Genomic DNA, 25,555 nt, shown 5'->3' with positions numbered 1-25,555 from the left:
ACCTACGCGTTCGCCGCGAGCCAGCGCAGCGCCAGCGGGTACCCGTCGACGCCGAGCCCGACGATGACCCCGCTAGCCACGGCGGAGATGTAGCTGTGGTGCCGGAACTCCTCACGCTTGTGCACGTTCGTGATGTGCACCTCGACGAGCGGAGCCGTCAGCTGCGCGCAGGCGTCCCGAACGGCGATCGAGTAGTGCGTCCAGGCGCCCGCGTTGAGCACCACGGGGATCGCGTGCTCGGCGGCCTCGTGCAGCCAGCCCAGCATCTCGCCCTCGTGGTCGGTCTGCCGCACCTCGACGTCGAGGTCCAGCTCATGACCGGTCCGGACGCACAGCTCGGCGAGGTCGCCGTGGCTGGTGCTGCCATAGATGTGGGGCTCGCGCGTGCCCAACCGGCCGAGGTTGGGTCCGTTGAGCACCAACACCCTCATGTGGCAGCCTCCGTCGTTCGTTCGTCCGGGTGCGGACACCGTATCGCCGGGACGTTCTAGCGGGACACCTTGCGGTAGGCAGCCGCCAGCAACTCCGGGTCGGGGTCCTCGAGCCGGCCCGGTCGGGCGAGCCCGTCGAGCACCACGAACCGCAGCATGCCCGCGCGCGTCTTCTTGTCCCCGAGCATCGCCCGCACCAGGTCCGGCAGGGCGCCCGCGTCGTAGCTCGTCGGCAGACCGATCGACGCCAACACGGTGCGATGCCGCTCCGCGATGTCCGCGTCGAGCCGCCCGGCCACCCGGGCCAGCTCGGCCGCGAACACCAGCCCGACGCTGACCGCGTCGCCGTGCCGCCAGCGATAGCCCTCCCGGCGCTCGATCGCGTGGCCGAGTGTGTGGCCGTAGTTGAGGATCTCCCGCAGGCTCGACTCCCGGAGGTCCGCGGCCACCACGTCGGCCTTGACCTGGATCTTGCGCCGCACGAGCTCGGCCAGCGCCTCGCTGTCCGGGTCGAGCGCGGCCTTCCGGTCGGCCTCGACGAGGTCCAGGATCACCGGGTCCGCGATGAAGCCGCCCTTGATCACCTCGGCCATGCCCGCGGCGAGGTCGTCGACCGGCAGTGTGCGTAGCGACTCCAGGTCGGCCAGTACCGCGCTCGGTTCGTGGAACGCGCCGACGAGGTTCTTCCCGGCATCGATGTTGATGCCGGTCTTCCCCCCGACGGCGGCGTCCACCATGCCGAGCAGGGTCGTCGGCACGTTCACCAGCCGCACTCCCCGCATCCAGCCGGCGGCGACGAACCCTCCGAGGTCGGTCACCGCACCACCGCCGAACGCGACGACGACACCGGCGCGGTCCATGCCCATCGCGGCGAGCGCGTCCCAGCACGCACCGGCCACCGCGAGTGTCTTGCCGGCCTCGGCGTCCGGAACCGGGACGGGACGCGCGTCGACTCCGGCCGCCCGCAGGCGATCCAGCAGCGCCTCCGCCGCGGCCACCAAGGTCGGCGGGTGCACCAACGCCACCTTCGGCGCACCCGCTACGGCCTTCACCAGTTCGTCGCCGAGCCCGCGCCCGACCACGACCTCATAGGGCCGCTCGGTGGCCACCCGGATCCGCACCGGCCAAGAACCCACGGCAGTCTCAGTCACCGGATGAGCATGTCACCGCCCACTCCGTTCGTCCCACACCACCTCCGTCTTCCGCTCACGACCGCGCACCACCGCGACGGTCTCACCTTGTTGATCCACGACGACTCGCTCCTTGTCGTCGGCGTCCGGTGCGTGGCCACCATCAGCCGGAGCGTCCCGCGGGTCTGCCGGACTCGCCCACGCCCGCGCGACCTCGCCCGCCAGCACGAGGACTCGGGGCCGCTATCGGGCCGCCAGACCGCTGTGGCCGCCGCGCGGTCCGGTACCGGGAACGGGCGGCTGCCGAAGCACATGGGCAGTACGCGGTGGCAGCATCGACACGAGGGCGGATCCGGCGTTCCAGCCAACGCCGCAGCGCACTCGGCATCCGCTCACAGCGACGCCTGTGCTCTTTCGACATATACCGCGTCCGGCCAGCTCAGAGGTGCGTCACCGGTGGTTTTCAGCAGATCGGGACGGCGCGACCACCCGATCGCGTGATCAACACTCCACGAGATCACGAAACGTCGCGGGAATCAGTCCGGAACGGCAGGTTCAGTCGCTGGTGTCCGGCAGGGTGGCCAGCACGTCCGCCAGGACCTCCTCGGGCCTTCGACCGCTCGTCGGCACGGTCGCGGCGGCCACCTGGGTGTAGACCGGGCGGCGGGTGTTGAGCAGTTCCTTCAGGTGTGCGCGGGGGTTCGGCAGCAGCCACGGGTGCAGGGGCACCAAGCCCTCGCGGCGCAGCAGGTGCTCGAGGTCGACGTCCAGGAACACGACGTGGAACGGTTCGAGCAGCTCCGGCACTCCCGGCGCGGTCGGGGTGCCGCCGCCGAGCGCGAGCACACCGGTGAACCGGGGCAGCATCGCGCTCAGCAGCTCCCGTTCGGACTCCTGGAACTTCTCACGGCCGAGCTGTACCACCAGCTCACCGGCCGGCAGCCCGTGCGCCTCCTCGACGTCGTGGTCGAAGTCGCGGAAGGCGACGCCGAGCTGGTCGGCGGCCAGCCGGCCGACGGTGCTCTTCCCCGAACCCGGCGGGCCGACGAGGATCAGAACAGGTCCCTGCGCGCTCACCCGACTACCACCGTTCCCGCAGCGCCGTACGGTACGACTCCACGTTGCGCCTGGTCTCGGCCAGCGAGTCGCCCCCGAACTTCTCGAGCGCGGTCTCGGCGAGCACCAACCCCACCACGGATTCGAGGACGACACCGGCACGCGGCACCGCGCACACGTCGGAGCGCTGGTGGATCGCGACAGCGGGCTCACCGGACCGGACGTCCACGGTGGACAGCGCGCGCGGCACCGTCGAGATCGGCTTCATCGCCACCCGCACGCGCAGCGGCTCGCCGTTGGTGATACCGCCCTCGAGACCGCCCGCCCGGTTGGTGCGCCGGCTGACCCCGCTGAGCCCGTCCGCCCGGTCGATCTCGTCATGCGCCTCGCTCCCCCAGCGACGCGCGGTGGTGAACCCGTCGCCGATCTCGACCCCCTTCATGGCCTGCACGCCCATCAGCGCACCGGCCAGCCGGGCGTCGAGCCGCCGGTCCCAGTGCACGTGCGAGCCGAGACCCGGTGGCAGACCGTAGGCGATCACCTCGATCACTCCGCCGACCGTGTCGCCGGCCTCCTTGACCGCCTCGACCTCGGCGACCATCGCCTCGGTGGCCGCCGGAGTGAACGCGCGTACCGGGCTCTCGTCGATCGTGGCGAGGTCGTCGGGCCCCGGGGGTGGGCCGTCGGGCGCCTCGGCCTTCCCGATGGACACCACGTGGCTGATCACCTCGACCCCCAGGAGCTGGCGCAGAAAGGCGCGGGCGACGGTGCCGAGCGCGGTGCGGGCCGCGGTCTCCCTGGCGCTGGCGCGTTCCAGCACCGGCCGGGCCTCGTCGAAACCGTACTTCTGCATGCCGGGCAGATCGGCGTGACCGGGCCGAGGGCGGGTCAGCGGCTCGTTGCGGGCGAGGCCGGCGAGTTCCTCCTCGTCGACCGGATCGGCCGACATCACCTTCTCCCACTTGGGCCACTCGGCGTTGTCGATCCGCACGGCGACGGGGCCGCCCTGGGTGCGGCCGTGGCGCACGCCGCCGAGGAACTCGACGGCGTCGGTCTCGAAGCCCATGCGCGGGCTGCGGCCGAAGCCGAGACGGCGGCGGGCGAGTTGCTCGCCCAGGTCGGCGGTGGTGACCTCGACCCCGGCCACCATGCCTTCCAGCACGGCGACGAGGGCCGGTCCGTGCGACTCCCCAGCGGTGATCCAACGCAGCACCCGTTGATCCTGTCATGTCGTCCGCACCGGCTCCCATCAGGGACTTGCTCGGCAAAATCGTGCGAATGGTCCATTCGCACGGTCGCCGTCTTGCGGTCCCCACGACTCCCGGCGGAACGTGGAGGCATGATCTTGCAATTCCTCACCACAGCCCTCCTGGCGCTCGCCGGGGTCCTCGCCGGAGTCGCCGGCCGCCACCTGCTGGCTCGCCTGCGCCGCGGCGCGGTCGTCCACAGTGGATGGCTGGCCGCTGGTGTCGGCGTGTTGTGGGCGGTACTCGGATGGCGCGTGTCCACGGGCGCGATCCCGAGCTGGTGGCTGCCGGTTCCGTTGGTACTGACGTGGTTCGCGGTCCTGCTCACCGCCACCGACCTGCGACATCGGCGGTTGCCGGACGCGTTGACACTGCCCGCCTACGCGATGGTCGGTGTCGCCGCCGTGGTCGCTTCCCTGGCAGGCGGCGGCTCACGGGTTGTCACGAGCGCGTTCGCCGGCGCGGTGGCCTACTGCGTTCTGCACGCGCTGGTCCACCTCGCCAACCCGAGCGCGCTCGGGGCCGGGGACGTCAAGTTGTCCGGCAGCGTGGGTGCGGTGTTGGGCGCGGTCGGGTGGCCGGCGATGATGCTCGGCTCGGTGCTGGCGGCGGTGCTGACGCTCGTGGTGCGAGTGATGGCGCGGCACCGGTGGCGTGACGGGGTTCCGTACGGTCCGGGAACGCTGGCGGCCACCAGCCTGATCGCCCTGTTCCCCGGCACCGCCCTGGAGGCGCGATGAACACGGTCAGCGCAGGGCCTTGGCGAGGATCTCCTCGACGATCTCCGACTTGGCGTCCGCATAGTCCTGGACGTACTTCCAGTCCCGTCGGGCCAGGTCGCGCTTGGTGGCGGCGTAGCGGTCCCGGTCGTCGTCGTGGGTGCGCAGCCAGTCGCGGAATGCCAGGACCCGCGCGATCTCCGCCGCGGCGTGGCGCGGCGAGAACACGTGCAGGTTGGCGTCGTGCGGTGCGCCCAGCTCCGTACGCCGGCAGAGCATGCGGTGCTCGAACCAGTCGGGTTCGCGGATGCGCTGCACGTATCCGGCGCGTTCGAGGTCCGGGACGTAGGTCGGCTCGTCGGCGCTGTCGGCGACCTGGAGGAGGATGTCGATGACCGGTTTGGCCGGCAGGCCGGGCACCGATGTCGAACCGGTGTGGTCGATGGCCAGTGCGCGGCCGCCGAGCGCCGAGGCGATCGACGCCCGCTCCTCCTCGAACAGGTCCGGCCATCGCGGGTCGTAGTCCTCGACGACGACCTTCGTGCCGAACGGGTTCAACTCGCCGACCGTCACGGCCCGCAGCCGGTCCTCGTCCACCCGGACAGACTAGTGCCCCGGCAGGCACTGGTGCCGACGCGTGCTACGGCCAGGAGATGGGCAGCGGGAGGATCCCGCCGGTGGCCTCGCGCAACGCGTCCCGCATCGCGGGGCGCGGTGCCGCCGCTCCCGTGAACTGCTCCACCTGGCCGAACGCCTGGTGCAGCAACATGTCCAGGCCGGTCGCCAACCGCCCGCCGCGTGCCATGACCGCTTCCGCCAGAGCGGTCGGCCACGGGTGGTAGATGACGTCCAGGACATACGCCGCGGCAGCCAGGTCGGGTACGTACGGCTCGATCGCGGCCGCCGGGGCGGTGTTGACGAGCACTGCGGCCTCGGCCGCGAGGACACGGTGGTCGGCCTCGGCCCAGCGCGTCACCTCGAGGTCGACGCCCAGCTTCGCGGCACACCGGACGACGGGCTCAGCCCTGGACGGTTCGCGGGCCACCACGCGGACCGTCCGGATGCCGAGGTCAGCGAGCCCGGCGACGGCGGCACACGCGGTGCCGCCGGCACCAAGTACCACACCGAAGGAGGTATTGGATGAACACGTGAAACCCGCGGCCGCGCGGAGGGCGCCGGTGACGCCGTCCACGTCGGTGCAGTCGGCACGCCAGCCCGTGCCGACCCGCACCAGGGTGTTCGCCGCGCCAACGGCCACCGCGCGCGAGGTGGCCTCCGCGGCGTGAGCGAGTGCGGCCTGCTTACCGGGCATGGTGACCGACAGACCGACCCAGGTCTCGTCGAGTGCGTCGGCGAGCGCGGGCAGGGCCTCGGCGTCGGCCTCGAGGCGCTCGTAGGTCCAGCCCGTCAGACCGAGTGCCCGGTAGGCAGCGCCGTGCAGCACGGGCGACAGCGAGTGCGCCACCGGCGATCCGACCACGGCCGCCCGACGCGTGCCGGACGTTGGCCCGGCGGGGACATCAGTAGGCACCGCGCTCCAGCGCGACGTCGACGTTCTGCTGGTGTTCCTCGTCGGTCACCGCGAAGCACGACGTCCCGTCGGTCTGGCAACGCACGAAGTACAGCCACGGGCCCTTCTCCGGCGACACCGCCGCCTCGATCGCGCTCTTGCTCGGGGCGGAGATGGGGGTCGGGGTGAGACCGGTGTTCTCGTAGGTGTTGTACGGGTTGTCGTTGTTCCGGTCCTCGGCGTTCGTGCGGATCGTGGGGCGGTCGAGCACGTAGTTGACCGTCGAGTCGTACTGCAGCCGCATGTGCTCGGCCAGACGGTTGTACGTCACCCGCGAGACCTTGCGGAAGTCGCCTTCGATCGCCTCGCGTTCGATCAGCGACGCCATCGTCAGAACCTGGTAGGGGGTGAAGCCCGTCTCGTTCGCGACATCGGGCAGGCCGGCTGCCTGCATCCGCGTCGCGGAGTCGGCGATCAACATCGTCCACAGCTCGTCGGCCGTCGCGCCGGGGCGGACGTTGTAGACGCCCGGCATGATCAGGCCTTCGAGGCGGCGGTCCGGTGCGGCCCGGCTGGCGGGTTCGACCGCCCAATCGGGCACGCCCAGCGCGGCCAGATCGGCCTTCCGCATGCTATCCCAGAGCTGTTCGGGAGGTACGCAGGTGCTCTCGCCGTTCAGCTCGGCGCAGGAGGCCTCCGCCAGTTGGGAGACGATGCCGGGGTTCACCTTTCCCTGCTCCGGGATGATGTCGTGGAGCTGGGTACCGGGGATGATCTCCAGGTGGCCGACCTTGGCCTCGGCGGCGACGATCTGGCCGACGGCCGCCTCGCCGGACGACTTCGTCTTCATCACGTAGAAGCCGGGTTGGACCGCGCGCACGCGGTCGTCCGACTCGGCGGCGACGATGAACGCGCTGGAGCTGGCCACGACGTCGGACTCGACGAGGCTGGCGGCGATGTCGCCGGTGGAGTCGCCGCTCTCCACCTCGATGACGACCTGGTTCTCTCCCTGGCCGGAGTAGTCGTCGTACTCGCCGATGTCCATGATCTGGCGGAGCCCGTAGTAGCCGCCGCCAGCGATGAGCACGAGTACGACCGCCAAGCCGATCCAGACGAACTTGCGGTTCTTCTTGCGCTTCGACGGCTTGCGGACCGGGCGTCTGCGGTCGGTGTGGGGATCGAAGATGTCGAGGTCATCGGTCATGGTTCGCGCGCCTCCGGAGGCAGGTGCCGAGCCCGCCCGTCCAGCCAGGCCTGCAAGATTTCGACGGCCGCCGCCTGGTCGACTACCGCCCGCTGCCGCTTCCCGCGCACCCCGCGATCGCTGAGCATCCTGGTGGCGCTGACCGTGGTGAGCCGCTCGTCGGCCAGCCGGACGGGTATGGGGCGCACCCGTTTGGCGAGCCGTCGTGCGTAGGTCACCGCCCCGGCGGCCGCGTTGCCGTGCCGGGCCGCCAGTGTCCTCGGTAAACCGACCACCACTTCGACCACCTCGTGCTCGACGACGAGCGCCGCCAACTGGTCGAGATCGCTGCCGGCACGTTCGTCGCGAGACAGGGTAACGAGTGGAGTCGCGAGGACGGGAGTGGGATCGCTCAGCGCGACTCCGACCCGCACGGAACCGACGTCGACGCCGAGCCTGCGGCCGGGCCCCGGGTCGTCGGAGCCCGGCCTGTCGGGCTCACTCATACGGCACCGATCGGATCGGTGCCGGCGGCCGTCGCGGCCGTGGTCATGCGGCGCCTTCGGCCAACGCTCGACGCAGGGCGGAGACCGCGTCGGGGACGCCGGCCGGGTTGCTGCCGCCGCCCTGGGCCAGGTCGGGCTTGCCGCCACCGCGGCCGCCGATGGCCTGCGCGAACGACGGCACCAGCTTGCCCGCCGCGAGGCCCCGGTCGCGCGCGGCGGTTGTCGTCGCCACGACGAAGCTGAGCTTCGGGCCGTCCGCGGAGAACAGGGCGACCACGCCGGGGCGCGCGCCGAGGCGGTTGCGGACCTCGGATGCCAGCGCGCGCAGGTCGTTGCCGCCGATGCCGTCCGGGGTCGCGACCGCGACCAGGGCGACGCCGGCCACGTCCTCCGCCTCGTCGGCGAGCGTGCCCGCCGACGACAGCAGCTGCGCGCCGCGGAGCTTCTCGAGTTCCTTCTCCGCCGCGCGAAGGCGCTCCACCGTCTGGCCGATGCGCTCGGGCAGCTCCTCCGGACGCACCTTGAACTGCTCGGCCAACTGTCCGACCAGCACGTGCTCGCGGGCCAGGAACCGGAACGCGTCCAGCCCGACCAGCGCCTCCACACGCCGCACGCCGGCACCGATCGACGCCTCCGACAGCAGCTTCACCACGCCGATCTCGCCGGAACGGTGCACGTGCGTGCCGCCGCACAGCTCCTTCGAGTAGTCGCCGATCGTGATCACGCGGACCTTCTCGCCGTACTTCTCGCCGAAGAAGGCGATCGCGCCCTGCTTGCGCGCCTCGTCGAGCGTGGTGATCTCCGCCTGCACGTCGTAGTCGTTGAGCAGCACGTCGTTGACCTCGTCCTCGACGTCGGCAAGCACGCTCACCGGCACCGCGCCGCCGGGCGAGGTGAAGTCGAACCGCAGCCTGCCCGGCGCGTTCAGCGAACCGGCCTGCGCGGCCTGCGTGCCCAGCGCCTTCCGCACTCCAGCGTGCACCAGGTGCGTCGCGGAGTGCGACCGGGACACCGCGCGCCGGCGACTCGGGTCGACCTCGGCGTTGACCGTGGCATCGAGCAGAACCTCGCCGGTGACCACCTTGCCTCGGTGCACGTTCAGGCCGGCGACCGGCGACTGCACGTCCCGCACCTCGACCTCGAAGCCGTCGCCGACGATGCGGCCGGTGTCGGCGAGCTGGCCGCCGCCCTCCGCGTAGAACGGCGTGCGGTTCAGCACGACCTCGACCTCGGACCCGGTGCCGGCGGACACCGCGGGCGCGCCGCCGGACAGCAGGCCGACGACCGTCGCCTCCGCGGTCAGCTCGCGGTAGCCGAGGAAGTCGCTGATCCCGTGCTTGTCCAGGATCGACCGGTACGCGCCGCCGTCACCGTGGCCGACCTTGCGCGACGCCGCGTCCTCCTTGGAGCGCTGGCGCTGCTCGGTCATCAGCCGGCGGAAGCCCTCCTCGTCGACCGTCAGGCCCTGCTCGGCGGCCATCTCCAGGGTCAGGTCGATCGGGAACCCGTACGTGTCGTGCAGCTGGAACGCCTTGTCGCCGGCCAGCACGGCGCCGCCCGCCTGCTTGGTCTCCGTCGCCGCGAGGTCGAAGATCCGCGAACCGCTGGTGAGCGTCGCGAGGAACGTCTCCTCCTCGGCCCGCACCACCGACTCGATCCGGCCGAAGTCGCTGACCAGGTCGGGGTACGACGGGCCCATCGTGTCCCGCACGACCGCCGCGAACTCCGGCAGCACCGGCTCGGTCACACCGAGCAGGCGCACCGAACGCACGATCCTGCGCAGCAGCCGGCGCAGGACGTACCCGCGCGCCTCGTTGCCCGGCGTCACGCCGTCGCCGATCAGCATCACACCGCTGCGGGCGTGATCCGCGATCACCCGGAACCGCACGTCGTCGACCGGGTCGGCGCCGTAGCGGCGGCCGGAGAACTCCTCGGCGCGGGAGATCACCGGGCGCACCAGGTCGGTCTCGTAGACGTTCGCCACGTCCTGCAGCAGGAACGCGACCCGCTCCACACCCATGCCGGTGTCGATGTTCTTCGCCGGCAGCGTGCCGATCGGCGGGTGGTCCTCCTTCGGGGACAGCTCGCCGCGCTCGTCCTGCATGAAGACGAGGTTCCAGATCTCCAGGTACCGGTCCTCGTCGGCGACCGGGCCGCCTTCCTTGCCGAACGACGGGCCTCGGTCGTAGTAGATCTCCGAGCACGGGCCGCCGGGGCCGGGCACGCCCATGTCCCAGTAGTTGTCCTTGCCGCCGCGGCGCTGGATCCGCTCGTCGGGGAGGCCGGCGATCTTGCGCCACAGCTCGATCGCCTCGTCGTCGGTCTTGTAGACCGTCACCCAGATCCGTTCCGGGTCGAAGCCGTAGCCGCCGTCGGACTGGCTGCCGGTGACGAGCTGCCACGCGTGTTCGATCGCGCCGGCCTTGAAGTAGTCGCCGAAGGAGAAGTTCCCGGCCATCTGGAAGAACGTGTTGTGCCGGGTGGTCTTGCCGACCTCGTCGATGTCGCCGGTACGCACGCACTTCTGCACGCTGGTCGCGCGGGGGTACGGCGGCGGCTCCTCGCCGAGGAAGTACGGCTTGAACTGCACCATCCCCGCGTTGACGAACAGCAGGTTCGGGTCGTCGAGGATGAGCGACGCGCTGGGCACCGGCGTGTGCCCGGCCGTCTTGAAGTGTTCGAGGAAGCGCTTGCTGATCTCGTGTGTCTGCACGGTGAGTCCTAGGAGGGTCTGGAAGCGACGGGAGTCCGGTCACGGCGGACAGCCCTCGCGCCGCGCGGGCGCGGGTCAGCTGCCCGCCCGGCGAGCTCGCGCGTCGTGGGCCGGGCGGTGGCGCACCGGCCGGTCGTCCCCGCGGTCACGACGGATACCGGAGGAGTACGCGTCGGAACGCGGCTCGGTGAGCGCGTGCCGAGCCCGGGGGCTGATGCCCGAGCGTTCCTCCACCACGTCCGACAGCTCCTCTTCGCGCTCGACCATGCCCGCCCGGATGTCGGCCCCGAACGAGCCGATGGCCCCGGCCAGCTCGCGCATCGCCTCGCCGAGGTTGCCGGCGAGGCCGGCGGGCGTGGCCTGGCGGGCCGTCTCCTTCGCCTTCCTCGACAACGCTACGCCGGTCGCCACGCCGACCCCAAGCCAGAAAAGGCGCTTCACTTGCGGCCTCCCCGCTTCCGGCCGCGCCGCGCGTGCTTGCCCTCGCCGGCGTCCTTGGCCTTCCTGCGGGCCTTGAGCGCCTTGTTGACGCCGTAGGAGAACGCGGCGACCTTCACCAGCGGGCCGCCGAGGGTGGCGGTGAACACCGAGGTCAGGGCCGAGACGTTGCCGGTGACGGCCTGCGTGTTCGCGGTGATGCCGTCGACGCGCTCGAGCTGGGTGTTGACGTGGGTCAGCGCGGTGTTGGCCTCGTCGAACAGCGGATCGGTGTTCGTGTGCGCCTTGCGGATCGCGATCGTGGCCTCGTCGAGCGTGCGCCCGAGCTTGATCAACGGGATCGCCAGCAGCAGTACGAGCAGTACGAACGCGCCGGCCGCGATCAGCGCGGCGACCTGCCCTGCTGACACGAGCCCTCCTCGGGTGACGAATGGATTGACAGCTGTCCTGGATCGCGCGTCAGGTTACCGCGCTGCCACGACGGCGGCCTGCCCGGATCACCCGGTGTCGCCCGCGCCGAGGATCTTCAGACGATCTTCACCGGTCACCGCGGATCGCGCGGCGCAGCTTCGGCAGCCGTTCGGCGAGTGCGCGCTCGGCTCCGCGCTGTGTCGGTTCGTAGTAGTCGCGGCCGACCAGCTCGTCGGGCGGGTACTGCTGTTCCAGCACGCCCTCCGGCACGTTGTGCGGATAGCGGTAGCCGGTGGCGTTGCCGAGCTTCTTCGCACCCGCGTAGTGGCCGTCGCGCAGGTGCGGCGGCACGGTTCCGGCGGCGCCCTGCCGCACGTCGGCCATCGCCTGGCCGATCGCGGTGGTGACGGCGTTGGACTTGGGCGCGGTGGCCAGGTGCACGGTGGCGTGCGCGAGGTTGAGCGCGCACTCGGGCAGCCCGATCAGCTGCACGGCCTGCGCGGCGGCGGTGGCGGTCTGCAGCGCGGTCGGGTCGGCCATGCCGACGTCCTCGCTGGCGTGGATCACCAGGCGGCGGGCGATGAACCGGGGGTCCTCCCCCGCCTCGATCATCCTGGCCAGGTAGTGCAGGGCGGCGTCGACGTCGGAGCCGCGGATGGACTTGATGAACGCGCTGATCACGTCGTAGTGCTGGTCGCCCTGGCGGTCGTAGCGCACCGCCGCCTTGTCGACCGTCGACTCGACGGTGGCCAGGTCGATCGTGCCGCCGCGGGTGGCGAGCGCGGAGTCGGCGGCGGCCTCGAGCGCGGTGAGCGCGCGCCGCGCGTCGCCACCGGCGAGGCGGACGATGTGGTCCTCGGCGTCCTGGTCGAGGGTGACCGCAGCGCCGAGCCCGCGCTCGTCGGCGACCGCGCGACGGACGAGCGTGCGCACGTCGTCGTCGGTGAGCGAGCGCAGCTGTAGCACCAGCGAGCGGGACAGCAGCGGGGAGACCACGGAGAAGAACGGGTTCTCCGTGGTGGCCGCGACCAGCAACACGATCCGGTCCTCGACGGCGCCGAGCAGCGCGTCCTGCTGGGTGCGGGAGAACCGGTGCACCTCGTCGATGAACAGCACCGTCGACTCGCCGGAGTGGGTCAGCCGGCGGCGGGCCTCCTCGATGACCCCCCGGACCTCCTTGACGCCGGCCGACAGCGCGGACAGCGCGACGAACCGCCGGCCGATCGCGCTCGACACGAGCATGGCGAGCGTGGTCTTGCCGGTACCCGGCGGGCCGTAGAGCAGCAGCGACGCCGGCGCGGCGCCCTCGACGAGCCTGCGCAGCGGGGCGCCGGGGCCGAGCAGGTGGTCCTGGCCGAGCACCTCGTCCAGGCCGGCGGGGCGCATCCGCACGGCCAGCGGTGCGTTGGCGGCGATCCGCGCACTGCCGCCGGGATGCCGCTGCTCCTCCCGCGGCGGGTTGTCGAACAGCTGGAGGTCGAGCCCTTCGTCCACGGTGTCGACGCTACCGGCCGGCACCGACAGCCCTTATCCTCGGTTCGCGCGGTCCGGGGCCGCGCCCCGTCCGCGGGCAGGGCCGAGCCCACCCCGGTTCACCCACACGTGTACGCGCACCTTCACACCTCGCCCGGCGCGAGCGGACCTCGGGCGGATCGGGTATGGAGGTCGCCATGTCACTGCCCCCTTCCGCGAGCCTCGAACAGCTGCGCAAGCGGGCGAAGGACCTGCTGCGCGCGCACCAGGCCGGCTCGGCCGAGGCCGTCGCGCGGGTGGCCGCGGTGCTGCCCGGAGCGGAGATCCGGCTCGCGCAGGCGCAGCTGGTCGTCGCCCGCGAGCACGGGTTCCCGAGTTGGCCGCGGTTGCGGGCCCACCTGGAGCGGGTGGCGGTCGCGGGACCGTCGCCGGAGCAGGCGTTCGAGGAGGATCCCGCGTACTACGCCGAACGGGCCGTGGGGTTGCTTGAGTCGGCGCGGGACGGCACGCCGGACGCGGTGGCGGCGTTCACCCGCCGGGCGGCGCCGCTGACGCCGGCGGGTGCGCGGAGGGTCGTGGCCGGCAACCACGGGTTCACGTCGTGGGCCGGGCTGCGCCGACATCTCCGGTCGCTCGGCGACGAGCCGTTCGCGCGGGCGTTCCGCGCGCTGCGGAACCGGGACGTCGACGGGCTCGGCGCGCTGCTGGACCGGTTCCCCGAGTTGGTCGCGGCGCGGGGAACCAACGGCAACGACCTGCTCGCGCTCGCGTCCGCGACCCGGGACGAGCGGTTGGTGTCGCTGCTGGTCGGGCGTGGTGCGGACGTGGCTCGTGGGAACCGGCACGGGTGGACGGCGCTGCACCAGGCCGGCTACGCGAACCTGCCGCGGATGGCGCGGGTGCTGCTGGACGCGGGCGCGCCGCTGGACGTGTCGGCGCGCGGGGACGGCGGGACGCCGCTGGTGGCGGCGCTGTTCTGGGGGCACCGGGAGGTGGCGGAGCTGCTCGGCACGGCACCGCGCAACCTGCGGGTGGCGGCCGGGTTGGACGACGTGGCGCTGGTCGACGAGCTGTGGGCTACACCCGCGGCCGGCGCGCACCGCGGGTTCTACCGGCCACACGGCGGTTTCCCCGCGTGGCAGCCGTCGGACTCGGCGGCGGAGGTGCGGGACGAGGCGGTGAGCTGGGCGGCGCGTTCCGGCTCGGTCGCGGCGATGACCGCGCTGGTCGAGCGGGGTGCGGCGGTGGACGCGAACGTCTACCGGGGCACGGCACTGACGTGGGCGGCGGCGAACGGGCGGGTGGCGGCGGTACGGCGACTGCTGGAGCTGGGGGCCGAGGTGAACCTGCGGGGCACGTTCGGCGGGCCGGCGCACGGGGTGGGGACGACCGCGCTGCACCACGCGGCGGAGAGCGGGCACCTGGAGGTGATCGAGGTGCTGCTGGCCGCCGGCGCGGACCGCACGGTCACCGACGCGCTGTACGGCGTCACCCCGGAGAGCTGGGCCGAGCACAACGACCAGCGGGAGGCCGTGGGACTGTTGCGGTCCGGGCGGCGCTGAGGGGCACCCGGTGGACGCGCTTGATGGTTCGGTTGTCACGGTTCGGGCCGCGCTGCGAGTGACAGGCGGACCTGGCCCTCGGACGGCAGGCCATTCGTCCCGGCCCACGTCGGGGAGCGAAGGGATCGTGCGGCCGTCCGGGCCGGCCCGGTTCACGCCGTGAAGCGGCCAGGACCGCGGGCGGCAGACGATTCGACCTGGTGCGTTCCGAAGCGACGGGGATGGGGTGACGGCCCGGTCCATCGGGGAACAACCGATCGGCTCGCGTCACGGGGCGATCGATCGTCTGGCGGACGGCTGGTCCGGTCGGGGCCGCGTGGGCTGGCGCTACGCTGCCGGCGTGCAGCGAACGAGGAAGATCCCCGACGACGCGGAGCTGGTCGTCAATCCGGTGCGGCGGTCGGCGGTTCTCGGGCAGCTGCCGACGATCGTGATGTTCGCGGTGACGGTCGTGATCGCCGGGTTCGGGGTGGTGGCGACCGGTACTCCGCTCGGTGTGTGGGGTGTGGTCGGCGCCCTCTGTCTGCTCGGGCTCGTGCTCGAGGTGCTCGGGGTGCGCTCCGAGGTCGCGCTCGGGCCCGCGCTCGCGGCCGACGACAAGCACGTGTGGGTGCGGATCGGCGGGTTCCTCACGCCATCGTCGGTGCGGCTGGACTGGGCGGAGGTCAACGGCATCGCGCTGCGGACGTGGCAGGGGCGGCGCCGGGCCACGGCGCGCTATCTCACCTTCGACCTGACCAGGACGGTCGCCGACGACCTCGCGGGGTCGTTGGACGGCACTCAGGATCGGCGGATGCGGCGGCTCGCCACCACGTTCGGCTCGCCGATCGCGATCTCCGAGCGGCACAAGGACACCACGCTCGACCAGGCCGTTCGCCGGCTGCGGGACCTCGCTCCGGACGGGGTGCGGTTCAGCACGGCCTGACGGTCAGGGGCGGGTCAGCTCCAGGACGGCCACCTCGCCCGCGTCGTGCACGTCCGCGACCATCAGGCCGGCGCCTTCGGCCAGGGCGGTCAGTGCGGTGAGGTCGCGGCCGCGGGTGACGGTCTCGATCACGAACACGGCACCGTCCTCGCCGACCGCTTCGGCGCAGCGGGTCAGGAGGTCGCGCGTGTCGTCGTCGTCGCGGTCGTGCAGGACCTCGGCGAGCAGGTAGCCCTCGGCGCCGGGCGGCAGGTCGGCGGACAGGTCGCCGGCCACCGCGCCGGCTCGGTCCGCCAGGCCGGCCGCCTCGATTCGTTTGCGCGCCGCCTCGGCCAGGTCCGGCTGGTCGAACACCCGGCCTCGCAGCGACGGGTACTCGTTGAGCAACGCGATCAGCAACGTGCCGTCGCCGCCGCCCACATCCAGTACGTCTCCGAGCGAGCCCCAGTCGTACGCGGTCACCACGCGCGGAGCGATGTCGTCCCGTGCGGTCATGGACCACACGCTACGACCGCCCGCGCCAGCACGCAGATCGCGTCGACCGCGTCAGCGGAATGCGGGGTACAGCGGCAGCGGCCGGGCCTCGTCGAAGCGGACCCGCAACGCGGCGCGGACCGTGCTCGCGTGCTCGGCGATGGGGTCGACTCCGGCCGCGTCCGCCGACTCGGCCAGCCGGCGCCAGCGGTCGACCAGCACCTGGCTCTCCTTCGGCGTGTGCGCGAGGCTCGACGAGTGGGTCTGCGCCGCCCCGGGGCGGGTGAAGTACTGCCACGTCGTCAGCCAGACCCAGAACAGCTGCGCGTCCAGCAGCCGGGGCACCAGCACGGCGTCGTCGTCGAGTTCGGGCCACACCGCGCGCACCTCGGCGCGCCAGCCGGCGACCATCGCGTCGGTCATCCCGACCGGCAGCGCGAACGGGCACCAGCACGACGGGAACGGCACCTGCAGGTACGCGGCGTCGAACAGCGCGTTGCGCACGCAGCCGCCCTCGAAGTCGAGGAACCGCACGCCCCGGTCGGTGATCAGGTTGTTGTCCGGGCACGAGTCCGACGGGCTGAACGCGCGGTGCCGGCCGGTCTCCAGCAGCGTGCGGCTGCGCTCGGCGCACTCGAGCGTCGCGGCCGACGTCGGCACGTCCAGCTCGTCGGCGAGCACCAGCGGCAGGCCGTCCAGCGCGGCTGCGCCGTCCACGGTCAGCGGATCCTTGAGCTCCGGCGGGGTCAGCCTGCGCTGCAGGGCGTCGAAGTCCGCCTCGCGGCCGGCGGTGGTGGCGTGCAGGCGGCCGAGCGAACGCGACCAGGACAGCAGTGCGCGCTCCGCGTCCCTGGCGTCGCGGCCGAGGAGCTTGTCGGCCAGGGTCGGCGCGCCGCCGAGGTCCTCGAGGACCACCAGCCGGCTGTCCGGCCCGTGCGCGAACAGCTCGGGGCACATCCGGTCCTCCGAGGCGAGCGCGGTGAACAGCTGGTAGCTGGCCGCCTCGCGGACGAAGCTGTCGCAGTGCTGGTCGACCGGCTCGAGGTACCGCTTCAGCACCATCGTGCGTGGCAGTGAGAACGGGTTGGTCGTCACCCTGACCCGCACCACCACCGACCGCTCGCTGCCGCCCAGGTCCTCCGGCTCGGACAGCCGGATCTTCGCGCCGAAGCGGCGGCTGAGCACCGACTCCGCCGCGACCACGGTCGCCAACAGCTCTGGATCCGCTTCGCCACCGAGTGCCGGTGGGTCCGCGGCGGTTTCCACACTCATCTCCTCAGACCCTACTCCCCGTCCTTGACACCGACCGTAGTCGTGTCCATCGATCAAGTAGCCAGGGTTGCCCGGACAACAAACGAACACAGGTGTGTGTCGGGCACGTTTCGACTGGCAAGAAATCTCAACCCTTGGACAGCGGACGCCCCGGACCGTTCCGCGCGTGGTGGCGCCGGTGCAGGAGCAACACCACCGTGGCGGCCGCGACGATGCCAAGCAGGTTCACCGCGAGCTGCCCGAGCGACGGGCCGAACCGGCCCCAGTGACCGAGGATCAGCGCCACGCTCGCGTAGCCGGCAGCCGGCACCGTGGTCACCGAGATGAACACGCCGACCAGCGCCGCCGACTTCGCCGAGGTCATCGACAGCATCCCGGCCGCACCGGCGAGCACCGCCACGATCAGCGACCACGGCCCGACGTCGTACACGAAGTCCAGCTCGTGGTTCTCGGTCAACGCGCTGGTGTCGAACAGGCCGACCGCGTTGCCGGCGACCGTGCCGACCGCGGTGAGCACCATCGCCAGCGGGAAGCCGACCGCGAGCGCCAGGGCCGCCCGCCGCACCAGGTCCCAACGGCGCCGCACCAGGCCGACCGCGATGGCCGCCAGTGGCCCGAACTCCGGTCCGACGACCATGGCGCCGACGATCGTCACCGTCGAGCCGGTGATCACGCCGACCGCGGCGAGCAGACAGGCGATCGACAGGAAGGCGAGGAACGTGCCGTTGAGCCGGGACTCCTCCCCCGTCCTGGCCAGCAGCTCCTCCCACACCACGGCGTCCGCCGCGTCGCCGGGAGCCTGCTCCTCGGCCCGGTCGGCGGAGTCGGACAGCGCGGTGTCGATCTGCTCCAGCGTGATGCCGCCGTCGCGGTCGACGCCGAGCCCGCACAGCGCGGCGATCGTCTCGTCGGCGGCCTCGCGGGCCACGTCGGCCTCGACCATGTCACCGGCCGGGCGCAGCGCCGCGCCGGGCAGCCGGACCAGGTGCGCGACCCCCGGCTGCTCGTCGAGCAGCCGAAGGACGTCGTCTGAGCGCTCCGGCGGGCAGATCACCCGCAGGTGGAGCACCGGCTAGCCCTTCGCGGGCGCCGGCTTCGCGTCGACCCCGGCCTCCTTGCGCTGCTCCGGCGTGATCGGCGCCGGCGCGTTGGTCAGCGGGTCGAAGCCGCCGCCGGTCTTCGGGAACGCGATCACGTCCCGCAGGGACTGCTCGCCGGTGAGCAGCATGACGATCCGGTCCCAGCCGAACGCGATGCCGCCGTGCGGGGGCGGGCCGTACTTGAACGCCTCGAGCAGGAAGCCGAACTTCTCCTCGGCCTCCTCCGCGGTGATGCCCATGACCTCGAACACGCGCTTCTGCACGTCGGCCTGGTGGATACGGATGGAGCCGCCGCCGATCTCGTTGCCGTTGCAGACGATGTCGTAGGCGTAGGCGAGCGCGTTGCCCGGGTCCTGCTCGAACCGGTCGATCCAGTCGGGGTTCGGGGAGGTGAACGCGTGGTGCACGGCGGTCCACCGGCCGCCGCCCACGGCGACGTCGCCGGCGCTGCGGGCCGCCTCGGCCTCCTCGAACAGCGGCGCGTCGACGACCCAGACGAACGACCAGGCGGACTCGTCGATCAGGCCGAGGCGCCTGCCGATCTCCAGGCGGGCCGCGCCGAGCAGCGCGCGGGCGTCGGCGGGCGATCCGGCGGCGAAGAAGACGCAGTCGCCCGGCTGGGCGCCGGTGGCCTTGGCCAGGCCATCGCGCTCGGTGTCGGAGAGGTTCTTCGCGACCGGGCCGCCGAGGGTGCCGTCCGCGCCGATCAGCACGTAGGCCAGGCCCTTGGCGCCGCGCTGCTTGGCCCAGTCCTGCCAGGCGTCGAGCTGGCGGCGGGGCTGGTCGGCGCCGCCGGGCATGACGACCGAGCCGACGTAGGGGGCCTGGAAGACCCGGAACGGGGTGTCGGCGAAGTACTCGGTCAGTTCGGTGAGCTCGAGGTCGAAGCGCAGGTCGGGCTTGTCGGTGCCGTAGCGGGACATGGCCTCGGCGTAGGTCATGCGCTGGATCGGCAGGGTGAGCTCGTGGTCGGCGAGCTCGCGCCACAGGGCGGCGATCACCTTCTCGCCGAGCGCGATCACGTCGTCCTGCTCGACGAAGCTCATCTCGATGTCGAGCTGGGTGAACTCGGGCTGGCGGTCGGCGCGGAAGTCCTCGTCCCGGTAGCAGCGGGCGATCTGGTAGTACCGCTCGACGCCGCCGACCATGAGCAGCTGCTTGAACAGCTGCGGCGACTGCGGGAGCGCGTACCAGGAGCCGGGCTGCAGGCGCGCGGGGACGAGGAAGTCGCGGGCGCCCTCGGGGGTGGACCGGGTCAGGGTCGGGGTCTCGACCTCGACGAAGCCGTCGTCGTGCAGGACGGTCCTGGCGATGCGGTTGGCGTCGCTGCGCATGCGCATGGCGCGGGCGGGCCCGGAGCGGCGCAGGTCGAGGTAGCGGTGGCGCAGCCGGACGTCCTCGCCGACGGTGAGATGCTCGTCGAGCTGGAAGGGCAGCGGCGCGGCCTCGCTGAGCACGCGCAGCTCGGTGACCAGGACCTCGATGTCGCCGGTGGCGATCTCGGGGTTCTCGTTGCCCTCCGGCCGCTTGGCGACCTCGCCGACGACCTGGAGGCAGAACTCGGAGCGCAGTGCGTGCGCCCGCTCGGCCATCTCGCCCTCGCGGAACACGATCTGGACGACGCCGGACGCGTCGCGGAGGTCGACGAAGATGACCCCACCGTGATCACGACGACGCGCGACCCAACCGCTCAGTGTGACGCTCTGGCCTACGTGGTCGGCGCGAAGCGTCCCGGCCTCGTGCGTGCGGATCACGGTGTGCTCTCCTGTCGAGATCTCGGTGCGAACGAAAATAAGAACGAGAGCAGGCTAGCCAACGCCACGAGCGCTCCGCCCAGCAGGTTTGCCGGTCGGCGGTCACTTTGTGCAGCTAACCGCTCACGTCCGGATTTGGCGTCACGGGTACCACCCTTCGGCGTCAACCCGTAGGGTGTTGGTTACCAAGTGGTAGGAAACGCTGGGGGGCGAACGCAGGGAGACCACGATGGCTGGCGGCGCGACCCCACCGGTTCGGGAACTGCACCGAGCTGCGGCAGGTGACGTGAGGCGACCGCTCCCCGCTCATCCAGCAGCGGACAGTCTCGCGGCCGACGCCTTCCCGACCGCGCTGCGCACGGCGATCCAGGCCAGCGGGCTCAGCCTGGACCGGATCCAGTACCGGTTACGCGCACGGGGGGTTTCGGTCAGCGTGACCGCGCTGAGTTACTGGCAGTCCGGGCGGCGGCGGCCCGAGCGGGCCGAGTCGCTGGCAGCTTTGGGACATCTCGAGTCGGTGTTGGGAGTCGCGCCGGGGTCACTGATCGCGTTGCTCGGCCCGCCGCGGCCGAGGGGCCGGGTGCAGCGCGAGTCGTCGCGGCTGCCGATCGAGGCGCTGTGGTCGGAGCGCGAGCCGGTGTCGAAGCTGCTGAAGCGGATCGACTTCACCACCGAGACCGCGCTGACCAAGCTCAGCCAGCACGACCGGATGGACGTCGCGGTCGACCGGGGCGAGAAGCGGATCTCCGTCCGCCAGGTCCTGCGGGCCGAGCGGGACGGTGTCGACCGGACGGTGATGGTCTACGACCTGGAGCGCATCGGCCGGCCGTTCCCGGAGATCACCGCGCACCAGTCGTGCCGGATCGGCCGGGTCGCGCGGGACGAGGCCGCCGGCCTGATCGCGGCGGAGATCCTGCTGGACGCTCCGCTGGCCAGGGGCGACACGACGATCGTGGAGTACGCGCTGGCCCACCCCGGGCCGCCGTACTCGCGGGGGGACGACAGCTACTGCCGCAAGTTCACCACGCCGGTCCGCGAGTTCGTGCTGGAGCTGCGGTTCGACCCGCGCGCGCTGCCCGCGTACTGCGAGCTGTACTCGGTGGACCCGGAGGACCAGAAGACGACGCGCCGCAAGGTGGAGGTCAACGCCGCCGGTGAGGCGCACGCGGTCGCGCTCGACTTCGGCCCCGGCACGTTCTGCGTGCGCTGGGACTGGCCCCGCGACCGCGGCTAACCCCAGTCGCCTGCCTCGGCCTCGAACGGCGTGGGGTCGAGTCCGCGGGCACGCAGCCACTCGGCGTCGAGGTGGGTGTTCCGGTAGGCCTCGCCGCTGTCCCCGTTGATCGTCACGATGCTGCCGTTCGTGCCGTTCTCCCGCATCCGTCTCGCCAGGTGGCGGGCGCCCCACAGGTTGGCCCCGGTGGCCGGGCAGGCGTCGAGGCCCGCGGTGTCGCGCGCCCAGCGCATGGCCGCGACCGACGCGCCGTCGGGTACCGGGATGACCAGGTCGATCAGGTCGGGCTGGAAGCCGGGCTCGACCCGTGGCCGGCCGATCCCGGGGATCCGGGACGGCATGCCGGTGGCGTAGTCCGGCGCGCCGGTGACCCAGGCCGGAAAGTACGCCGAGCTCTCGGAGTCGACGACGGCGAGCCGGGTGGGCAGCCGGTGCCGCCGCAGGTACCGCCCGACCGCGGCCGAGGTGGCGCCGGTTCCCACGCCGACGACGATCCACTCGGGCGTGGTCTCCGCGAACACCTCGTCGGCCAGGGTCGGGCCGCCGGCGGCCATGGCGCGGTCGGCGTCGGCGAAGTGGTCGAGGAAGTGGCCGCCGAGCCGGTCGGCCAGTGCCGCGCCCTCCTGCTGTCCGGCGGCCGGCGGGAGTTCCGCCCGCCGCCAGCGCCCGCCGTGCCGCTCGATCCGGTCGAGGACGTCCGGGCCCGTGCGCGCGGGCACGACGGCGGTGAACGGCAGCCCGAGCAGGCCCGCGAGGTACGCGCCGGCGACCGCCACCGCGCCGCCCGTCGCCACGACGACGTGGGTACCAGCGCCGACGTGCCCGGTGGTGATCGCGTGGGCGAACAGCGCGCGCAGGTGCCGGTACTTGAGGCTCCCGGTGGGCAGGGCGGTCTCGTCCTTGACGAGGACGTCGACGCCACCGGCCGACGCCGCCGCCAGCGCGCGTAGTGGGGTCGCCGGCAGCTCAGCCTGGATGCGGGCGAGGGCGTCACCGGCCCACGAGCCGGTCCGGTCGGCGGACATGATCCACACGCTAGACCGGCCGCGCGCCGCACAGCCCGCCGCGGCGTTCCGCCCAGCGCGAACCGGTCGGTCAGAGGAGTTCCAGCTGCTCCTGTCGGACCGGGGCGGCCTGCTCGGGAATCGAGGCGAGGCTGCCCTCCGGCCAGGTCGGGTCCTCCGCTCGCGCCGGTCGGGCTTCCTTGGGGGCCAGGTCGTACCGCCGTAACAGGGGGCCGACGCGCCGCCCCAGCCAGCGGCGGTACCGGACGTCCGCGTTGGCGCCTCTGGCGTAGATCTGGCGGTAGCTCGGCACCAGTTCCGGGTGCTCGCGAACCAGCCACGCCGCGAACCACTCCCTCGCCCCGGGACGCAGGTGCAGGGGCAGCACGGTCACTCCCGTCGCCCCGGTGTCGGCGATCGCCGCCAGCAGTGCGTCGAGTTGGTCGATCGAGTCGGTGAGACCGGGAAGCACTGGCGCGACGAACACACCGCACGGCAGGCCGGCGTCGACGATCTTGCGGACCAGCTCCAGGCGGGCCTGCGGGCTCGCCGTGCCCGGTTCGAGGCTGCGCTGGAGTTCCCGGTCGATCAGCGCGATCGAGACGCCGAGCCCGACCGGGACGTCGGCGCTCACCTCCCGCAGCAGCGGAAGGTCACGGGAGAGCACGGTGCCCTTGGTGAGGATGTTGAACGGGGTGCCGCTGTCGGCCAACGCGCGGATGATGCCCGGCATCAGGCGGTACCGGCCCTCCGCCCGTTGGTACGGGTCGGTGTTGGTGCCCATCGCCACGTGCTCGCGGGTCCAGCGCGGGGAACGGAGCTGCGCCGTCAGCACCTCGACCGCGTTCACCTTGACCACGACCTGGTTGTCGAAGTCCTCGCCGGAGTCCAGGTCGAGGTAGGTGTGCGAGTTCCTGGCGAAGCAGTTGTGGCTCACCACCCCGTTCGCGATGAAGTCGCCGGTGCCGGTGGTGATGTCGAACAGCGGCAGCTCCAACCCGAGGGGCTCCACGGTCTCGACGCCCAGTCGCTCGGCGCCCCGGACGGCGACGCCCGACAGTTCACCCTGGCCGGTGCGCGCCGGGTCGACCGTGTGCAGGAACCGCAGGTGCTCGGCGAGCCCGCCGGACAGCCGGATCCGCTGCACGCCGCTGCGGTGCCCCAGGTCCTCCAGCGCGAACCGGAAGTCCAACCGCAGCAACGCGTCGCAGATCCCGCTGACGTTCGCGCGGTTCGTCCTGGCCACCTGGAGGTGACCTCGGGCGAACTCACCGTCCACGTCGAACACGCCGGCCAGGTATCCCTTGTGCCACTCCTCGCTCGGCACGAGCGGCCGTTCGACCGGCAGGCTGATGGACTCCGGTCCGGTCAGGTACTCCCGAGCCCGGCCGAGCACCCGCTGGTCGGTCGGCTCCGCGAACGCGGCCGCGATGCCGGCCAGGTACCCGCACCGGTACTCCACCCTGCCCTTCGGCGCCGAGGCGAACCCGCCGGTGCCAACGAGTTTGTCCCCGGTGGCGAGCACCGCGCGCCGTCGTCGTTCGGCACTCGCCGCGACGTGTCGCCAGCCGCGGTCGGTGAGGAACCGGTGGTCGCCGCTGGCGATCAGCCGGGTGCCGTCGCGGAGGGTGAGCCGGTAGGCGGGCTTGACGGTGGACCAGTGCGCGAGCACTCGAGTGGTGACGTACCGGCGGCGGCTGCCCTGCCGCTCGGTGCCGTAGATCTCGTCGCCTACCGAGAGGTCGGCGAGCGGCCGCGTGCGTCCGTCGGCCAGCAGGATCGGCGTGTCGCCGGCGAGGCAGTACCGGCAGGCGTGACCGCAGCCCCGGTAGGGGTTGATCGTCCACCGGAAGGGCATCGGCGACTGCCCGGGAACCTTGTTCAGCACCGATCTCGCGTGCACCTCGTGGAAGACCATGCCGGCGAACTCCGGGGTCTCCACACTGCGCACGAGACCCGGCAGCCCGGGCAGGGTCTGCTGTCGTTGCTGGTCTACCCGCTGGCTTTCCCATCGCACGAACACAGTCGAACACACGTTCGATGCGGTGTCAATCAAGGTCGCCCGGACCGAGGATCAGGACCCGGGCGGGGGCTCCGGGGGTGCGGTGAAGGCCGCGATGGTGCGGTCGGCCGCCTCGCGAGCGGCCACCGGGTCCGCGCCGGCCGCCACGTTGGCCTCGTACCAGCACTCGTTGCTCGACCTCATGAACTCGTGGTTCGCTTCGGAGGTCTGCCACGCCATGACCTCGTCCGGGTCGATGGCGGGGCCGCCGCTGACGTGCAGGGCGAGGCCGAGCAGGGCGCCGTCCCAGCCGACGCCGACCGCTCCCGGCCCGAACTCGGCCCACCGGTCGTCGTCGACGTGGGAGATGTGGTCCAACTCCAGCCGGGCCCGGCCGTCCGCCTCGGGCAGGACGCGGACGTCGATCCAGCTGACCTCGCCGCCGTACTCCCAGGTGGCGAAGAAGCTCTTGGGCGGATCGCAACGCTCCACGGTGCCGCCGGCGTTGCCTTCCAGCTGGTAACGGCCGCCCACCCGGAGTTCGCCGGACACCGGGAGGAACCAGCGCGGGAGCCGCTCCGCGCTGGTCACCGCGTCCCACAGGTCGTTCTGGTCCGTGTCGTAGGTCTGGCTGATGGTGACGACGCGCGCCTCGCCCGCGTCGAGCACCCGCGAGCCGACCTCTCGGCGCACGGAGTTGATCTGGTGTGTCGCGTCGATCATGGAGCTCTCCTCTGGTCGTCCCTGCGGGATGAGAGCGCCAAATTATCAACCAACAGTTATATAAGTCAAAGCTACAGAAGACTCAGTGTGTCGCGGCCGGAGGCAGCTCGGCCGCGTCGGCGACCGGCCAGGCGAGCGGGTCGTCGCCCAGCACGGCCAGCTGGTCGACCTGCTCTCGACACCACGGCGACACGGCGAGCTCGCCGCCGGTCACCAGGCTCACGAACAGCGGCCAGGACACCCAGCCGTACTCGTCCACCTCGTCCGGGGCGAGCCGCGGCCGGGCGTCGCTCACCGTGCGGAACACCGGGCAGAGCTCGTTCTCGACCACGCCGTTGGCCATCTCGGCGCGGTAGCGGAACCGGGGCAGCACCAGGTCGACCTCGGGCGCGGGCAGCCCCAGCTCGTCGCGCAGCCTGCGGACCACCGCGCCGGTGAACGGCTCCCCCGGCGCCGGGTGCCCGCAGCAGGAGTTGGTCACCACCCCGGGCCAGGTCTTCTTCGACCGCGCGCGGCGGGTCACCAGCAGCTCGCCGGACCCGTTGAACACGTAGCACGAGAACGCCAGGTGCAGCGGGGTGTCCCGGTGATGCACCGTGGCCTTGTCCGCGGTGCCGATGCCGAGCCCTCGCTCGTCGAGCAGGACCACCTGTTCCATTCCATCTCCTCGTCCGGCGACCAGGCCCCC

The 25,555-nt window shown here is 72.2% G+C and carries 24 protein-coding genes; 4 read left to right on the top strand and 20 right to left on the bottom strand.

From position 1 onward, the window contains the following. Positions 1–2: 2 nt before the first annotated feature. The 4 genes from aroQ to aroC all read right to left on the bottom strand — a co-directional run bounded on the left by aroQ (position 3) and on the right by aroC (position 3,830). Complete coding sequence (gene aroQ / locus JT362_RS08965; protein WP_260190605.1) at positions 3–431, bottom strand: type II 3-dehydroquinate dehydratase; 429 nt, start codon at positions 429–431, stop codon at positions 3–5. Positions 432–487: 56 nt separating this feature from the next. Next, positions 488–1,552 (bottom strand): 3-dehydroquinate synthase, encoded by a 1,065-nt coding sequence (gene aroB / locus JT362_RS08960; protein ID WP_375546464.1) that lies wholly within the window; start codon positions 1,550–1,552, stop codon positions 488–490. A gap of 564 nt (positions 1,553–2,116) precedes the next feature. Further along, positions 2,117–2,638, bottom strand: coding sequence for a shikimate kinase (locus tag JT362_RS08955; protein WP_260190603.1), 522 nt, complete (start codon positions 2,636–2,638; stop codon positions 2,117–2,119). A gap of 4 nt (positions 2,639–2,642) precedes the next feature. Continuing rightward, positions 2,643–3,830 carry a chorismate synthase gene (aroC, locus tag JT362_RS08950; protein WP_260190602.1) on the bottom strand — a complete coding sequence of 396 codons (1,188 nt, stop codon included), beginning with the start codon at positions 3,828–3,830 and terminating at the stop codon, positions 2,643–2,645. A gap of 126 nt (positions 3,831–3,956) precedes the next feature. On the opposite strand from aroC, the gene JT362_RS08945 reads away from it, so the two are divergent. After that, positions 3,957–4,604, top strand: a complete 648-nt coding sequence (locus JT362_RS08945; protein ID WP_260190601.1) for a prepilin peptidase — start codon at positions 3,957–3,959, stop codon at positions 4,602–4,604. A gap of 6 nt (positions 4,605–4,610) precedes the next feature. Here JT362_RS08945 and JT362_RS08940 read toward each other — a convergent pair whose 3' ends face one another. The 8 genes from JT362_RS08940 to JT362_RS08905 all read right to left on the bottom strand — a co-directional run bounded on the left by JT362_RS08940 (position 4,611) and on the right by JT362_RS08905 (position 12,814). Continuing rightward, positions 4,611–5,180 carry a GrpB family protein gene (locus JT362_RS08940; protein ID WP_260190600.1) on the bottom strand — a complete coding sequence of 190 codons (570 nt, stop codon included), beginning with the start codon at positions 5,178–5,180 and terminating at the stop codon, positions 4,611–4,613. 43 nt (positions 5,181–5,223) lie between these two features. Then, entirely contained in the window at positions 5,224–6,114 is an 891-nt protein-coding gene (locus JT362_RS08935; RefSeq protein WP_260190599.1) for a shikimate dehydrogenase, read from the bottom strand. Continuing rightward, complete coding sequence (mltG, locus tag JT362_RS08930) at positions 6,104–7,297, bottom strand: endolytic transglycosylase MltG (RefSeq protein ID WP_260190598.1); 1,194 nt, start codon at positions 7,295–7,297, stop codon at positions 6,104–6,106. Before mltG ends, JT362_RS08935 begins: the two co-directional genes overlap by 11 nt. Next, on the bottom strand, positions 7,294–7,782 hold the full coding sequence (ruvX, locus tag JT362_RS08925; protein ID WP_260190597.1) for a Holliday junction resolvase RuvX: 489 nt from the start codon (positions 7,780–7,782) through the stop codon (positions 7,294–7,296). The genes mltG and ruvX overlap by 4 nt, the downstream gene beginning before the upstream one ends. Before the next feature lie 43 nt (positions 7,783–7,825). Continuing rightward, on the bottom strand, positions 7,826–10,495 hold the full coding sequence (alaS, locus tag JT362_RS08920; protein ID WP_260190596.1) for an alanine--tRNA ligase: 2,670 nt from the start codon (positions 10,493–10,495) through the stop codon (positions 7,826–7,828). A 75-nt stretch (positions 10,496–10,570) separates the two neighbouring features. Continuing rightward, a complete protein-coding gene (locus tag JT362_RS08915) occupies positions 10,571–10,936 on the bottom strand; it encodes a hypothetical protein (RefSeq protein ID WP_260190595.1) in 366 nt (121 codons plus the stop codon). Further along, positions 10,933–11,343 carry a DUF948 domain-containing protein gene (locus JT362_RS08910; protein WP_260190594.1) on the bottom strand — a complete coding sequence of 137 codons (411 nt, stop codon included), beginning with the start codon at positions 11,341–11,343 and terminating at the stop codon, positions 10,933–10,935. The genes JT362_RS08915 and JT362_RS08910 overlap by 4 nt, the downstream gene beginning before the upstream one ends. Positions 11,344–11,470: 127 nt before the next feature. Then, positions 11,471–12,814 carry a replication-associated recombination protein A gene (locus JT362_RS08905; RefSeq protein ID WP_375546472.1) on the bottom strand — a complete coding sequence of 448 codons (1,344 nt, stop codon included), beginning with the start codon at positions 12,812–12,814 and terminating at the stop codon, positions 11,471–11,473. 200 nt (positions 12,815–13,014) lie between these two features. On the opposite strand from JT362_RS08905, the gene JT362_RS08900 reads away from it, so the two are divergent. Beyond that, positions 13,015–14,379: an ankyrin repeat domain-containing protein gene (locus tag JT362_RS08900; protein ID WP_260190593.1), complete on the top strand. Its 1,365-nt coding sequence runs from the start codon at positions 13,015–13,017 to the stop codon at positions 14,377–14,379. 340 nt (positions 14,380–14,719) lie between these two features. After that, complete coding sequence (locus tag JT362_RS08895; protein WP_260190592.1) at positions 14,720–15,304, top strand: hypothetical protein; 585 nt, start codon at positions 14,720–14,722, stop codon at positions 15,302–15,304. Positions 15,305–15,307: 3 nt separating this feature from the next. On the opposite strand, the gene JT362_RS08890 is transcribed toward JT362_RS08895, so the two are convergent. From JT362_RS08890 to aspS, 4 genes are all read right to left on the bottom strand, one after another. Next, on the bottom strand, positions 15,308–15,799 hold the full coding sequence (locus tag JT362_RS08890; protein WP_260190591.1) for a methyltransferase: 492 nt from the start codon (positions 15,797–15,799) through the stop codon (positions 15,308–15,310). A 51-nt stretch (positions 15,800–15,850) separates the two neighbouring features. After that, entirely contained in the window at positions 15,851–17,050 is a 1,200-nt protein-coding gene (locus tag JT362_RS08885) for a hypothetical protein (protein ID WP_260190590.1), read from the bottom strand. Positions 17,051–17,177: 127 nt separating this feature from the next. Next, complete coding sequence (locus JT362_RS08880; protein WP_260190589.1) at positions 17,178–18,119, bottom strand: DUF389 domain-containing protein; 942 nt, start codon at positions 18,117–18,119, stop codon at positions 17,178–17,180. A gap of 3 nt (positions 18,120–18,122) precedes the next feature. After that, positions 18,123–19,904 carry an aspartate--tRNA ligase gene (gene aspS, locus JT362_RS08875; RefSeq protein WP_260190588.1) on the bottom strand — a complete coding sequence of 594 codons (1,782 nt, stop codon included), beginning with the start codon at positions 19,902–19,904 and terminating at the stop codon, positions 18,123–18,125. 286 nt (positions 19,905–20,190) lie between these two features. Between aspS and JT362_RS08870 the strand changes: the two genes are divergently transcribed. After that, on the top strand, positions 20,191–21,138 hold the full coding sequence (locus tag JT362_RS08870; RefSeq protein WP_260190587.1) for a hypothetical protein: 948 nt from the start codon (positions 20,191–20,193) through the stop codon (positions 21,136–21,138). Here JT362_RS08870 and JT362_RS08865 read toward each other — a convergent pair. From JT362_RS08865 to idi, 4 genes are all read right to left on the bottom strand, one after another. Next, positions 21,135–22,163, bottom strand: a complete 1,029-nt coding sequence (locus tag JT362_RS08865; RefSeq protein WP_260190586.1) for a pyridoxal-phosphate dependent enzyme — start codon at positions 22,161–22,163, stop codon at positions 21,135–21,137. The two genes, JT362_RS08870 and JT362_RS08865, sit on opposite strands and share 4 nt — an antisense overlap. Before the next feature lie 70 nt (positions 22,164–22,233). Then, positions 22,234–24,159 (bottom strand): intein-containing Rv2578c family radical SAM protein, encoded by a 1,926-nt coding sequence (locus JT362_RS08860; RefSeq protein ID WP_260190585.1) that lies wholly within the window; start codon positions 24,157–24,159, stop codon positions 22,234–22,236. A gap of 57 nt (positions 24,160–24,216) precedes the next feature. Continuing rightward, the gene (locus JT362_RS08855; protein ID WP_260190584.1) at positions 24,217–24,867 is read right to left on the bottom strand and encodes an SRPBCC family protein; all 651 of its coding nucleotides are present in this window, start codon (positions 24,865–24,867) and stop codon (positions 24,217–24,219) included. Between the two features lie 82 nt (positions 24,868–24,949). Beyond that, positions 24,950–25,525, bottom strand: coding sequence for an isopentenyl-diphosphate Delta-isomerase (gene idi / locus JT362_RS08850; RefSeq protein WP_260190583.1), 576 nt, complete (start codon positions 25,523–25,525; stop codon positions 24,950–24,952). Positions 25,526–25,555 lie beyond the last annotated feature (30 nt).

It is taken from the genome of Actinophytocola gossypii (assembly GCF_025165815.1).
Taxonomy (GTDB): Bacteria; Actinomycetota; Actinomycetes; order Mycobacteriales; family Pseudonocardiaceae; genus Actinophytocola; species Actinophytocola gossypii.
This window is presented reverse-complemented; position numbering and strand designations above follow the sequence as displayed.

Bases quoted from the DNA above. Each gene is read 5' to 3' on its own strand.
- aroQ (WP_260190605.1), bottom strand. From the start codon at position 431: ATGAGGGTGTTGGTGCTCAACGGACCCAACCTCGGCCGGTTGGGCACG.
- JT362_RS08945 (WP_260190601.1), top strand. From the start codon at position 3,957: ATGATCTTGCAATTCCTCACCACAGCCCTCCTGGCGCTCGCCGGGGTC.
- mltG (WP_260190598.1), bottom strand. From the start codon at position 7,297: ATGACCGATGACCTCGACATCTTCGATCCCCACACCGACCGCAGACGC.
- ruvX (WP_260190597.1), bottom strand. From the start codon at position 7,782: ATGAGTGAGCCCGACAGGCCGGGCTCCGACGACCCGGGGCCCGGCCGC.
- JT362_RS08900 (WP_260190593.1), top strand. From the start codon at position 13,015: ATGTCACTGCCCCCTTCCGCGAGCCTCGAACAGCTGCGCAAGCGGGCG.
- JT362_RS08890 (WP_260190591.1), bottom strand. From the start codon at position 15,799: ATGACCGCACGGGACGACATCGCTCCGCGCGTGGTGACCGCGTACGAC.
- JT362_RS08885 (WP_260190590.1), bottom strand. From the start codon at position 17,050: ATGAGTGTGGAAACCGCCGCGGACCCACCGGCACTCGGTGGCGAAGCG.
- JT362_RS08865 (WP_260190586.1), bottom strand. From the start codon at position 22,163: ATGTCCGCCGACCGGACCGGCTCGTGGGCCGGTGACGCCCTCGCCCGC.
- JT362_RS08855 (WP_260190584.1), bottom strand. From the start codon at position 24,867: ATGATCGACGCGACACACCAGATCAACTCCGTGCGCCGAGAGGTCGGC.
- idi (WP_260190583.1), bottom strand. From the start codon at position 25,525: ATGGAACAGGTGGTCCTGCTCGACGAGCGAGGGCTCGGCATCGGCACC.